Raw genomic sequence first — 12,137 nt, 5'->3', positions numbered from 1 at the left:
ATGGCCTTCGAGCGGGTCTGCGCCCTCTCCGAGGTGCCGGAGAACGGCGCCCTGCGGGTCGAGCTGTCCGACATCGACATCGCCGTCGTCCGGTTCCAGGGCGAGGTCTACGCGGTGCAGGACGTCTGCTCGCACGCCGAGGTCCCGCTGTCGGAGGGCGACGTCGAGGAGCTCGACGGCGCCCCCACCATCGAGTGCTGGCTGCACGGGTCGTGCTTCGACCTGCGCACCGGCGAGCCCACCAACCTGCCGGCCACCGAGCCGGTCGACGTCTACCCGGTCCGCGTGGAGGGGGAGGACGTGCTCGTCGACACCGAGTCCGACGGCCGCCTCCGGCTCGCGGCCGGCAACTGAGGAGCGAGAAGAGAAGTGTCCGTTCTGGAGATCCGCGACCTGCACGTCAGCGTCGGCGAGGGTGACGACGCCAAGGAGATCCTCCGCGGCGTCGACCTGACCATCCGGTCGGGCGAGACGCACGCGATCATGGGTCCGAACGGGTCGGGCAAGTCGACCCTGGCCTACTCGATCGCCGGCCACCCGAAGTACACGATCACCGGCGGCACGGTGACCCTCGACGGCGAGGACGTCCTCGCGATGACCGTCGACGAGCGCGCCCGCGCCGGACTATTCCTCGCCATGCAGTACCCGGTCGAGGTCCCCGGCGTCTCGGTGTCGAACTTCCTGCGCACCGCCGCCACCGCCATCAAGGGCGAGGCCCCCAAGCTGCGCACCTGGGTCAAGGACGTCAAGACCGAGATGGCCGGCCTCGAGATGGACCCGGCGTTCGCCGAGCGCAACGTCAACGAGGGCTTCTCCGGCGGTGAGAAGAAGCGCCACGAGATCCTGCAGATGCGGCTGCTCAAGCCGGCCATCGCGATCCTCGACGAGACCGACTCCGGCCTGGACGTCGACGCGCTCCGGGTCGTGTCCGAGGGCGTCAACCGCACCCGTGAGGAGGGTGACGTCGGCGTCATGCTGATCACCCACTACACGCGGATCCTGCGCTACATCAAGCCCGACTTCGTGCACGTCTTCGTCGCCGGCCGAGTCGTCGACGAAGGCGGCCCGGAGCTGGCGGCCAAGCTCGAGGAATCGGGCTACGCCGCCTACGTCAAGGACTCCAACGAGCAGGCGAGCATCGAGAAGGCCGCCGCGGAGGTCGCATCCGCATGACCCAGACCGTCTCGCGTCCCGGTGCCGGGGCGCAGAAGGCGCCCCTGCCTCTGGACGTCGAGGCGATCCGGGCGGACTTCCCGATCCTGTCCCGCACCGTGCGGGACGGGAAGCGGCTGGTCTACCTGGACTCCGGGGCCACCTCGCAGAAGCCGCTCAGCGTCCTGGACGCCGAGCGCGACTTCTACCTGACCTGCAACGCCGCGCCGCACCGGGGCGCGCACCAGCTCGCCGAGGAGGCCACCGCCCGCTACGAGGCGGCCCGCGCCACCATCGGTGCGTTCATCGGGGCACCGGCCGAGGAGGTCGTGTTCACCCGCAACAGCACCGAGGCGATCAACCTGGTCGCCTACGCGCTGTCGAACGCGGCCACGGCCAAGGAGCCGGAGTTCCGGCGGTACGCCGTCGGGCAGGGCGACGAGATCGTGGTCACCGAGATGGAGCACCACGCCAACCTGGTGCCCTGGCAGCAGCTGTGCGAGCGCACCGGCGCGACCCTGCGCTGGCTGGGCCTGACCGACGACGGCCGGCTCGACCTCTCCGACCTCGGCACCGTGGTCAACGAGCGGACGAAGCTGGTCGCGGTCACCCAGCAGTCGAACATCCTCGGCACGATCAACCCGCTCGAGGACATCGTCGCCCGGGCCCGCGAGGTCGGCGCCCTGGTGCTGGTCGACGGCGCGCAGTCGGTGCCGCACCAGCCGGTCGACGTGACCACGCTGGGCGCGGACTTCCTGGTGTTCTCCGGGCACAAGATGCTGGGCCCGACGGGCATCGGCGTCCTGTGGGGCCGCTACGAGGTGCTCGACGCGCTGCCGCCGTTCCTCACCGGCGGCTCGATGATCGAGGTCGTGCGCATGGAGGGCAGCACCTTCATGCCGCCGCCGCAGCGCTTCGAGGCCGGCGTCCCCATGACCGCCCAGGCGATCGGGCTGGCCGCCGCCGTCGAGTACCTGCAGCGGCTCGGCATGGACCGGGTGCAGGCACACGAGGAGGCGCTCACGGCCTACGCGCTGGAGAAGCTGGCCGAGATCCCCGGCGTCACGGTGATCGGCCCGCCCGACACCGTCGCCCGCGGCGGTGCGGTCTCCTTCACCGTCGAGGGCATCCACCCGCACGACGTCGGCCAGGTCCTGGACGACCTCGGCGTCGAGGTGCGGGTCGGCCACCACTGCGCCTGGCCGGTGGTGCGCCGCTACGGCGTCCCGGCCACCACGCGGGCCACCTTCTACGTGCACACCGGCTACGACGACGTCGACGCACTCGCCGACGCCGTGCGGGAAGCCCAGCGCTTCTTCGGTGTCGCGACCACGGGGAGTGTCGCCTGAGATGCAGTTGGAGTCGATGTACCAGGAGATCATCCTGGACCACTACCGCAACCCGCACGGCCGCGGGCTGCGCGAGCCGTTCGAGGCCGAGGTGCACCACGTCAACCCGACGTGTGGTGACGAGGTGACCCTGCGGGTGCACCTGGACGGCGACACCCTCGCCGACGTCTCCTACGAGGGGATGGGCTGCTCGATCAGCCAGGCGTCGGTGTCGGCGATGTACGACCTGGTCATCGGCAGGCCGGTGACCGAGGCGCTGGAGACCGGCGAGCACTTCATGACGCTGATGCAGAGCAAGGGCGATGCGTCGGTGGCCGAGAAGCTCGAGGACGAGCTGGAGGACGCCGTCGCGTTCGCCGGCGTGTCCAAGTACCCCGCGCGGATCAAGTGCGCGCTGATGAGCTGGATGGCCTTGAAGGACGCGTCCGCCCGCGCGCTGGCGGCCACCCCGACTGGAGGCGAGGCATGAGCGAGACGACAGAGAACGCCACCCCGGCGACCGACGGCGCCCCCGGCGACCTGCCGGCCTACAAGTCGGCCCTGCTCGAGGACGTCGAGGAGGCCATGCGCGACGTCGTCGACCCCGAGCTCGGCGTCAACGTTGTCGACCTCGGACTGGTCTACGGCATCGACGTCGTCGACGACGTCGCCGTCATCGACATGACGCTGACCTCGGCGGCCTGCCCGCTGACCGACGTCATCGAGGACCAGGCCCGGCAGGCCCTCACCGGTGGCCCCGGTCCCGGCCTGGTCGACGACGTGCGGATCAACTGGGTCTGGATGCCGCCGTGGGGCCCGGACAAGATCACCGACGACGGCCGCGAGCAGCTGCGCGCCCTCGGTTTCCGCGTCTGACGAAGGACACCCGCGCCATCATGGCGCCGGGACCACTCCGTCCGACCGGACGGTGGTCCCGGCGCCATGATCGTCTCTGGGGTCTCCTTCAGCGCATCTCCGCGAGGCGGGCGCCGAAGCCGGCCACCGGGTACCGCTCGCGCCGGGCGCCGACCGCCAGCAGCACCACGCCCACCGCGAGCGCGCCGGCGACGGGCAGCGGCAGCGCCAGCACGGCCAGGCCGAGGGCCAGCGCCACCGCGGTCCAGGCGGCGATCAGCAGGGGTGCACGTACCGCACGCCACGCGGCCGCGCCCATCACCGCCGCGGCTGCGACGAGCACCAGCACGGGGCGGGTGCTGCCGGGGGCCACGACCGCCCACACCACCGACGGGACCGCGGCGACCAGCAGTCCCGGACCCCACGTCGGCCAGGACGGTCCGTCGGCCAACCGCGGCCCCGCGGCGAGCAGCAGGCCCAGCGCCGCCGACAGCGTGTACGCCTCGACCAGCGACCAGTCCACCAGCGCGGCGGCCGTCCACGCGGCCACCACCAGCTGGGCGGCGCCCGCCCGCCACGCGGGAGAGCCCTCGGGCTCGCTCCTGCGGGGGTCCGGCGTGTGCCAGACGAACCAGCCCCAGGCGCAGGTCAGCAGCCCCTGGGCGGCCAGCTGCACCGCCAGCGCTCCGCGGTCGCGAGCGACGACCAGCAGCACCGCGGCCAGAGCCGCGCACACCGCGCCGGTCACGACGGTGGCCCGCCGGGTCTGCGGGTCGAGCACCAGGCCCGCCCCGAGCGACGCCGCGTAGAGCAGGCCCAGGAAGCCCGCGGCCGCGCCGACGCCGACGAGCCCGTTCGCGGCCGCGACCAGCGCGGCGGCGGCCAGGCAGCCGACCGCCGCGGGGACGGCGACCGGCCGGTCGTCCTCGCGCAGCGCCGCGACCAGCACGCACGGCAGCGCGGTCAGCACCAGCAGGAGGACCAGCTCCATCCACCGCGACCCGGCGACCAGCTGGCCGACGCTGACCACCACCAGCGTGCCGCCGGCCGCGAGGGCCGCCGGCAGGAACAGCCCGCGCACCCAGCCGGTCAGCAGAGCTTCGGCGGCGGTGGCGAGCAGCACCCCGGTGTAGCCGGCGAGCAGCACCGCACCAGGGCCCGGAGCGCCCAGGGCGCCGCCGAGCGCCGCACCCGAGACCACGCCGGCCAGCACGGGAACGGCGACCGGTGGCCCCAGCAGCGGCTCCAGGGCGCGGACCAGCCGGGCGGCGACCAGTTCCAGCGCAGCGGCGACGGTCAGGGCGGCCGACGTCCAGCGGGCGGCCGGGTCGTCGGACCACGCCGTCCCCAGGGCGGCTCCCACGCCGCCGACCCACCACGGGGCGGTGGTCACCAGGGCGACCCGCGCGACGAGCCGCCGGGCGCCGAGCGCGACGCCGAGCCCGACCAGTGCGACGGTCAGCACCCAGACGGTGCGGACGATGCCGGCCTCGGATCCGTCGAGAACGCGGACCGCGGCCAGCTGCAGGGCGAGCCAGGCCGCCAGCGGCCAGGTGGCGGGGCGGCGGAGTAGGCGGGCGAGGAGCAGGAAGACCCCGCCCAGCACCAGCGGGGGGACGACGGAGCCGCGCAGCAGCGGGGTCCCGGCGTCGGCCCCCAGCACGGCCAGCGCCACCGCGGCCGCGGCCAGCGTCTCCTCGGTGGCGCGCAGCCGGGCGTGCGACCCCCAGGCCGAGGCACCGGCGGCCGCCGCGGCCAGCACGAGCAGCAGCACCCTCGCGGACCCGCCTCCGTAGACGGCGGCCGCGGCTCCGCCGGCGCTGACGACCAGCACGGCGCCGACGACCAGCAGCAGCTGCGGCGGACGGGTGCGGTAGGGGAGCGGCGGCACCGGTGCTGAGCCCACGACCGCCCCCTCCCGAGTCCGTGCGACCGGTCCACGGTAGGGCGGGGCGACCGCCGGGCGCGCCCCGGCCGCTCAACGCATCCGCGCCACCCGGGCCACGGCTCTCGTCCTCGCCCGGCGGGGTCAGACGCCGTGGCGGAGCGAGACGAGCAGTGCGACCCCGACGACCCCGACCACGACCGTCGTGACCGGGACGAGGGGCAGCCGCGGTGCCAGGCGGGGATCGCGTCGCACGACCAGGGCGACCGCACCGGCTGTGGCGAGCAGACCTGTCACGGTCCAGGAGTCGGTCGCCGTCCCTGCGATGGTGAACAGCAGGCCGTATCCCGCGACGAGCGCAGCGCCGAGCCGCATCAGTGTCTCCGCGAGCTGCGCCGGGACCGCGGGCAGGCGGCCCGACGCCACCGCGTCGAGGAGCACGGTGATCAGCATCCCGGCGAACGAGGCGACCCCCGGACCCCACCCGGTCGGGCGGAGCAGGGGCAGCACCAGGGGCAGGACCGGTTGGGCCGCGAGCAGGGCCATCACCGGCGCGACCACCACGCTGTGGGTCAGCCGCCCCAGGCACAGCACGGCGCCCAGGACCAGGAGGCAGGCGGCTGCGGTCCGCTGCTCCACGGGGATGCCACCCTCGACGGCGGAGGGGCTGCCCAGCGCGGTGGTCAGGAGCGCGATCGTCGGGACGACGACCACGACGGCACCGGGGATCAGCATCGCCTCTCCCAGAGCGACCCGGCGGGATGGTGGCGCGTCGGCGGCCGACCGTCCCTCCTCGTCACACGGCCGCGCGCCGGCGGGACAGGACGGGACCGGCGAGTCGTCGTCGGGCGGGGTCACGGCAGGGATGGTGGCGCGCTCCCGGCCTGCGCGGGAGCCGCTTGCTCCGTCTGTGGACGACGCGCTGCCGCCGATGTCACCCGGAACCCGGTCGGGAGCGGGCCGCCGAGCGCCTATCCTGGGATCAGTGATCACGACGACCGGCCTGGAGCTGCGCGCCGGGGCCCGCGTCCTCATCGGTGACGCGAACCTCCGCGTGCAGCCCGGCGACCGCATCGGCCTCGTCGGCCGCAACGGCGCCGGGAAGACCACCACCCTCACCACGCTCGCCGGCGAGCGGCTGCCGCACGCCGGGAAGGTGGAGGTCACCGGCGAGGTCGGCTACCTGCCGCAGGACCCGCGCAGCGGCGACCTGGACACCACCGCCAGCGACCGTGTGCTGTCCGGCCGCGGGCTCGACGTGCTGCGCGCGCAGATGACCAAGGCGCAGGTCGCGATGGCCGAGCCGGCCGACGACGCCGAGCGCGACCGGGCCGTGCGCCGCTACGGGCGGCTCGAGGACCAGTTCGCCGCGCTCGGCGGGTACGCCGCGGAGAGCGAGGCGGCGCGGATCTGCACCGCGCTGGGCCTGCCCGACCGCGTGCTGCAGCAGCCGCTGCGCACCCTCTCCGGCGGTCAGCGGCGCCGGGTCGAGCTCGCCCGGATCCTCTTCTCCGACGCCGAGACGCTGCTGCTCGACGAACCGACCAACCACCTCGACGCCGACTCGATCACCTGGCTCAAGACGTTCCTCGCCGCGCACAAGGGCGGCCTCATCGTCATCAGCCACGACGTCGAACTCCTCGACGCCGTCGTCAACAAGGTGTGGCACCTCGACGCCAACCGGGCCACGGTCGACGTCTACAACCTCGGGTGGAAGCCCTACCTCGCCCAGCGGGAGACCGACGAGCGCCGGCGGCGGCAGGAGCGGGCCAACACCGAGCGCAAGATCGACGCCCTGACCGCGCAGGCGGACAAGATGCGCGCCAAGGCCACCAAGGCCAAGGCCGCGCAGAGCATGGACAAGCGTGCGCAGCGGCTGGCCGCCGGGCTCGAGGAGGTCCGGGTCGCCGACCGGGTGGCCAAGCTGCGGTTCCCGACGCCGGCCGCGTGCGGCAGGACGCCGCTGACCGCCGAGGGGCTGTCGAAGAGCTACGGCTCGCTCGAGGTGTTCACCGACGTCGACCTCGCCGTCGACCGTGGCGCGCGGGTCGTCGTCCTCGGGCTGAACGGCGCGGGGAAGACGACGCTGCTGCGGATGCTGGCGGGCGCCGAGGCGCCCGACACCGGCGAGGTCAAGCCCGGGCACGGACTGCGCATCGGCTACTACGCGCAGGAGCACGAGACCCTCGACCACGACCGCTCGCTGCTGGAGAACATGCGCGCGGCCGCTCCGCAGAGCACCGACACCGAGCTGCGCCGGATCCTGGGGGCGTTCCTGTTCACCGGGGAGGCCGCCGACCAGCGTGCGGGCACCCTCTCCGGCGGTGAGAAGACCCGGCTCGCGATGGCCACGCTGGTCGTCTCCGGCGCCAACGTGCTGTTGCTCGACGAGCCGACCAACAACCTCGACCCGGCCAGCCGCGAGCAGGTGCTTGACGCGCTGCGCACCTACACCGGGGCCATCGTGCTGGTCACCCACGACGAGGGCGCCGTGCGCGCGCTGAACCCGGACAAGGTGATCCTGCTGCCCGACGGCACCGAGGACGCCTGGAGCGAGGACCTGGCCGACCTGGTCGAGCTGGCGTAGCGATGACATCGCCGTCCTACCGGACGGCACCGCGGCCACGTGCCGTCCCCGGCCGGCGTTGAGCCTCTGCCCGGCCACGCCGGCCCGGGGTCGATCCGGCCTCGGATCGGCGACCTCCCAGCTTCCTGCCTCCTTCGCGTGGCCGGTGTCGCCCGGTCGGGTGATCATGAGGTGGTGGGACGCCGAGGTCACCGGGGCCCGGCGCCGACGGGACGAGCAGCGTCGACGGGTCACGGGCCCGCGGCTGGTTGCTGACGGAGGGGAGTCATGGCCGACTCGAGCACCGCGGATCTGAGCAAGGGCAAGCGCATCACCGGGGGCGACCGCACGTCGCTGGCCGACGAGCTCCGCAAGCGCTACGACGGGGGCGAGAGCATCCGCTCGCTGGCGTCGTCGACCAACCGGTCCTACGGCTTCGTGCACCGGCTCCTGTCGGAGTCCGGCGCCACCTTGCGCAGCCGCGGGGGAGCCAACCGGAACAGCAAGAAGAGTTGAGCGAGCTCGCGAGCTCAACCGGGGACGGAGCACCTGCCGGCACGCGGTCGACGAGCGTCGGCGAGGGGGACGCGTGACCGGTCCCCAGCCGGACGGGTGGGTGAGGACGGCCCGCGACGGCGCCGTCCTCACCGTCACCCTCGACCGGCCGGACCGGCTCAACGCGCAGACCCCGGCCACCTGGGCGGCCCTCGCCGCCGTGGGCGCCGCCCTGGACGAGGACGTGCGGGTGGTCGTCGTCCGCGGCGAGGGACGCTCGTTCTCCGCGGGTCTGGACCGCAGCCTGTTCAGCGCCGACCCCGGCACCGCCGGCGGCCTGGGCGAGCTGGGCCGGCTGCCCGCCGAGGAGGCCCAGGAGCGCATCCGCCGCTACCAGGGGGGATTCCGGTGGCTGCGCTCGCCGGGGATCGTCTCCGTCGCCGCGGTGCAGGGGCACGCCATCGGCGCCGGCGCGCAGCTCGCGCTCGCCTGCGACCTGCGCGTGTTCACCGAGGACGCCGACCTGCGGCTGCCCGAGGTCACCCTCGGGCTGGTGCCCGACCTCACCGGCACGAGCACGCTGACCGAGCTGGTGGGCTACTCCCGGGCGATGGAGATCTGCCTGACCGGCCGCCCGGTGCCGGCCGCCGAGGCGCTCGCACTCGGGCTGGCCAACGCCGTCGTCCCGGCCGACGGGCTCGACGAGGCGGTGGGCACGCTCGTCGAGGCCATCACGGCGGCGCCGGTGGGAGCCAGCCGGGAGACCGCGGCCCTGGTCCGCTCCGCCGTCCGCAACGACCCGGAGGCCCAGGACGCCGCGGAGCGGGCCGCCCAGACCCGGCGCCTGGCCGAGCTGGTCGGCGGCGGCTGAACCGTCGGAGGGCACTGCCAGACTGCCTCCGGAACAGCCCGCCCGGCAGGGGTGTTGGCCGGTCGGGAGAGGGGGTGGCATGGACGTGAGCGGTCCCATGACCTCCATGGCGGCGATGCGGTCCTTCCGCCGCGACCCGTCCGTCGTCGCGCGGGAGCTGCCCAAGGGCACCGTCCGGCGCATCCTCGGTATCGCCCGGCCCTACCGGCGCGACCTGACCTGGTTCGTGCTGCTGGTGATCGGCTCGTCGGTCATCGGCGTGCTGACCCCGCTGCTGGCCGGGCGGATCGTCAACCGGATCGCGAGCCTGGAGGGGACGGCGGGCGACGTCGTTCGCATCGCGCTGCTCATCGCCGGTCTCGCGGTCGTCGACGCCGGCATCTCGCTGGCCACCCGCTGGTACTCCGCGCGCATCGGCGAGGGCGTCATCTACGACCTGCGCAGTCGGGTGTTCGAGCACGTCCAGCGGATGCCGGTCGCCTTCTTCACCCGCACCCAGACCGGAGCGCTGGTCAGCCGGCTGAACAACGACGTCATCGGCGCCCAGCAGGCCTTCACCTCGACGCTGTCGGGAGTGCTCTCCAACGCCATCGGCCTGGTGCTCACCGCCGGCGTCATGTTCTCGCTGTCCTGGCAGATCACCACGCTCTCGCTGGTGCTCGTGCCGGTCTTCGTGCTGCCCGCGCGCCGGATCGGCCGGCGGCTGCAGGAGATCACCCGGGAGTCCTACGGGCTCAACGCCTCGATGAACGCGACGATGACCGAGCGGTTCAACGTCGCCGGCGCGCTCCTGGTCAAGCTCTTCGGCCGGCCCGAGGCGGAGGCCGAGGGCTTCCGGGGCCGGGCCGCCCGGGTCCGCGACATCGGCGTCCTCTCGGCCATGTACGGCCGCACCTTCTTCACCGCGCTCACCCTCGTGGCGGCGCTGGCCACCGCGCTGGTCTACGGCCTCGGCGGCTGGCTGGCCTTCACCGGATCGCTCAGCCCCGGCGACGTCGTGGCGCTGGCCCTGCTGCTGTCCCGGCTGTACGGCCCGCTGACCGCCCTGTCCAACGTCCGGGTCGACGTCATGAGCGCGATGGTCAGCTTCGACCGCGTCTTCGAGGTGCTCGACCTGCAGCCGATGATCCGCGAGGAGCCCGACGCCGTCCCGCTGCCCGCGGACGACCGGTCGATCGAGTTCGAGCACGTCTCGTTCAGCTACCCGTCGGCCGCGGACGTCTCGCTACCGTCACTGGAGGACGTGTCGCTGCCCGAGCACGGCGGGCCGACGGCGGTGCTGCACGACGTCTCCTTCCGTGTCGAGCCCGGCCGGCTCGTCGCACTGGTCGGGCACTCCGGCGCCGGCAAGTCGACCATCGCGAACCTGGTACCGCGGCTGTACGACGCGACCAGCGGCACCGTGCGGGTCGGCGGCATCGACGTCCGGCACGCCACACTGGCCTCGCTGCGCGACGCGATCGGCGTGGTCACCCAGGACGCGCACCTGTTCCACGACTCGATCCGCGCCAACCTGCTCTACGCCCGGCCGCAGGCGACCGACGACGAGCTGTGGGCCGCGCTGAGCGGCGCCCGTATCGCGGCGCTGGTGCGGTCGCTGCCCGACGGGCTGGACACCGTCGTCGGCGATCGCGGCTACCGGCTCTCCGGCGGGGAGAAGCAGCGGCTGGCGATCGCCCGGGTGCTGCTCAAGGCGCCGGGCATCGTGATCCTCGACGAGGCCACCGCGCACCTCGACAGCGAGTCGGAGATGGCGGTGCAGCACGCCCTGGACACCGCGCTGGAGGGTCGGACGTCGCTGGTCATCGCCCACCGGCTGTCCACCATCCGCAGCGCCGACCAGATCCTCGTGGTGGACGACGGTCGCATCGCGGAGTCGGGCACACACGAGGAGTTGCTGGCGCTCGGCGGCCGGTACGCCGACCTCTACCGCACCCAGTTCGCCGTCGGCGAGGGGCGAACGGTCGGCGCGGCGTGACCACTACCGTCACTCCTGTCCCAGCAACGCAGGAGGAGCCAGCGTGACGTCCGCGCACCCGAACGACGCCCAGATCCGTGCGCTCTACGCCCAGTTCCTCGACGGCTGGAACCGGCGCAGCGGCGCCGCGGTCGCCGCTGCCTTCGCCGACGACGGGGACATCGTCGGGTACGACGGCACCCAGCACCACGGGCGTCTAGCCATCGCCGCCGACTTCCGGCAGATCTTCGCCAGCCACCAGACGGCCACCTACATCTCGGTGATCCGCTCCGTGCGACCGGTGGCGCCCGGGGTGGCCCTGCTCCTGGCCCACGCCGGGATGATCCCGCCCGGGAGCAGCGACATCGACCCACGCTTCCACACGGTCCACACGGTGATCGCGGTCGACGAGGGCGCCGGCCGCTGGCGGATCTCGCTGCTGCAGGCGACACCGGCGGCCTGGGACCAGCACCCCGAGGCCCGCGAGACGCTGACCCAGGAGCTGCGCGGGTTGCTCGCACCGCGCTGACCTGCAATTCGTCGTCCCCGGTACAGCGACTGCAAGAGGCCGCACCGGGGCGACGGCCTCCTTCCCCGTCGCGAGCGGGGCAGGGGCTCGAACAGCCTCCCGGCAGGTGGGAGGGCCCCGTCCTCCCCCGCCCTCCGCAGGCTCGGGGCGGCGTCCTGGACGGGGCCGGGGCAGGGGTCCTTCCTCAGTGCAGGACCTTGAGCCCCACGACGCAGCCGACGATCCCGGCGAGCAGCAGCAGTCGCACCGGGGACACCGGCTCCTCGCCGGACACCATGGCGATCACGACGGTCAGCACCGCGCCGATGCCGACCCAGACCGCGTACGCCGTCCCGACGGGCAGCTCGCGCATCGCGTAGGCCAGCCCGACCATGCTCAGCGTCATCGCGACGCCGAACACCACCGACGGCACCAGGCGGCTGAACCCCTCGGAGCGGCCCAGCGCGGTGGCCCAGACGGCCTCCAGCACACCGGACAGGACGAGCACGAGCCAGGACAC

13 protein-coding genes are annotated in these 12,137 nt (G+C 73.7%); 10 read left to right on the top strand and 3 right to left on the bottom strand.

Annotated features, from left to right (window positions below; all coding sequences use genetic code 11):
- Genes ACU610_RS10710 through ACU610_RS10690 form a run of 5 tightly spaced genes read left to right on the top strand, consistent with a single transcriptional unit; the run spans nt 1 to nt 3,356 of the window.
- Nucleotides 1–354 carry a non-heme iron oxygenase ferredoxin subunit gene (locus ACU610_RS10710; RefSeq protein ID WP_446767692.1) on the top strand — a complete coding sequence of 118 codons (354 nt, stop codon included), beginning with the start codon at nt 1–3 and terminating at the stop codon, nt 352–354.
- 15 nt (nt 355–369) lie between these two features.
- Nucleotides 370–1,173, top strand: coding sequence for a Fe-S cluster assembly ATPase SufC (gene sufC / locus ACU610_RS10705; RefSeq protein ID WP_446767691.1), 804 nt, complete (start codon nt 370–372; stop codon nt 1,171–1,173).
- Nucleotides 1,170–2,501: a cysteine desulfurase gene (locus ACU610_RS10700; RefSeq protein ID WP_446767690.1), complete on the top strand. Its 1,332-nt coding sequence runs from the start codon at nt 1,170–1,172 to the stop codon at nt 2,499–2,501. The genes sufC and ACU610_RS10700 overlap by 4 nt, the downstream gene beginning before the upstream one ends.
- A 1-nt stretch (nt 2,502) precedes the next feature.
- A complete protein-coding gene (gene sufU, locus ACU610_RS10695; RefSeq protein ID WP_446767689.1) occupies nt 2,503–2,970 on the top strand; it encodes a Fe-S cluster assembly sulfur transfer protein SufU in 468 nt (155 codons plus the stop codon).
- A complete protein-coding gene (locus ACU610_RS10690; RefSeq protein ID WP_091217179.1) occupies nt 2,967–3,356 on the top strand; it encodes a metal-sulfur cluster assembly factor in 390 nt (129 codons plus the stop codon). The genes sufU and ACU610_RS10690 overlap by 4 nt, the downstream gene beginning before the upstream one ends.
- Before the next feature lie 88 nt (nt 3,357–3,444).
- On the opposite strand, the gene ACU610_RS10685 is transcribed toward ACU610_RS10690, so the two are convergent.
- Together ACU610_RS10685 and ACU610_RS10680 are read right to left on the bottom strand one after the other, a co-directional pair.
- Nucleotides 3,445–5,241, bottom strand: a complete 1,797-nt coding sequence (locus tag ACU610_RS10685) for an SCO7613 C-terminal domain-containing membrane protein (protein WP_446767688.1) — start codon at nt 5,239–5,241, stop codon at nt 3,445–3,447.
- 123 nt (nt 5,242–5,364) lie between these two features.
- A complete protein-coding gene (locus ACU610_RS10680; RefSeq protein ID WP_446767687.1) occupies nt 5,365–5,955 on the bottom strand; it encodes a hypothetical protein in 591 nt (196 codons plus the stop codon).
- Nucleotides 5,956–6,205: 250 nt separating this feature from the next.
- Here ACU610_RS10680 and ACU610_RS10675 point away from each other — a divergent pair, with 250 nt between their 5' ends.
- The 5 genes from ACU610_RS10675 to ACU610_RS10655 all read left to right on the top strand — a co-directional run bounded on the left by ACU610_RS10675 (nt 6,206) and on the right by ACU610_RS10655 (nt 11,638).
- A complete protein-coding gene (locus ACU610_RS10675; protein WP_446767686.1) occupies nt 6,206–7,807 on the top strand; it encodes an ABC-F family ATP-binding cassette domain-containing protein in 1,602 nt (533 codons plus the stop codon).
- A 267-nt stretch (nt 7,808–8,074) separates the two neighbouring features.
- Nucleotides 8,075–8,302 (top strand): helix-turn-helix domain-containing protein, encoded by a 228-nt coding sequence (locus ACU610_RS10670; protein WP_091150986.1) that lies wholly within the window; start codon nt 8,075–8,077, stop codon nt 8,300–8,302.
- 73 nt (nt 8,303–8,375) lie between these two features.
- Nucleotides 8,376–9,152, top strand: a complete 777-nt coding sequence (locus ACU610_RS10665) for an enoyl-CoA hydratase/isomerase family protein (RefSeq protein ID WP_446767685.1) — start codon at nt 8,376–8,378, stop codon at nt 9,150–9,152.
- A gap of 79 nt (nt 9,153–9,231) precedes the next feature.
- Nucleotides 9,232–11,130 (top strand): ABC transporter ATP-binding protein, encoded by a 1,899-nt coding sequence (locus ACU610_RS10660; RefSeq protein WP_446767684.1) that lies wholly within the window; start codon nt 9,232–9,234, stop codon nt 11,128–11,130.
- A 43-nt stretch (nt 11,131–11,173) separates the two neighbouring features.
- Nucleotides 11,174–11,638: an SgcJ/EcaC family oxidoreductase gene (locus tag ACU610_RS10655; protein ID WP_446767683.1), complete on the top strand. Its 465-nt coding sequence runs from the start codon at nt 11,174–11,176 to the stop codon at nt 11,636–11,638.
- A gap of 184 nt (nt 11,639–11,822) precedes the next feature.
- Here the strand turns inward: ACU610_RS10655 and ACU610_RS10650 are convergent, their stop codons facing one another.
- Nucleotides 11,823–12,137 carry a DMT family transporter gene (locus ACU610_RS10650; RefSeq protein WP_446767682.1) on the bottom strand — a complete coding sequence of 105 codons (315 nt, stop codon included), beginning with the start codon at nt 12,135–12,137 and terminating at the stop codon, nt 11,823–11,825.

This window comes from Geodermatophilus sp. URMC 61, assembly GCF_052931555.1.
The sequence above is the reverse complement of the archived record's forward strand: the minus strand, read 5'-3'. Positions and strand labels throughout refer to the sequence as shown.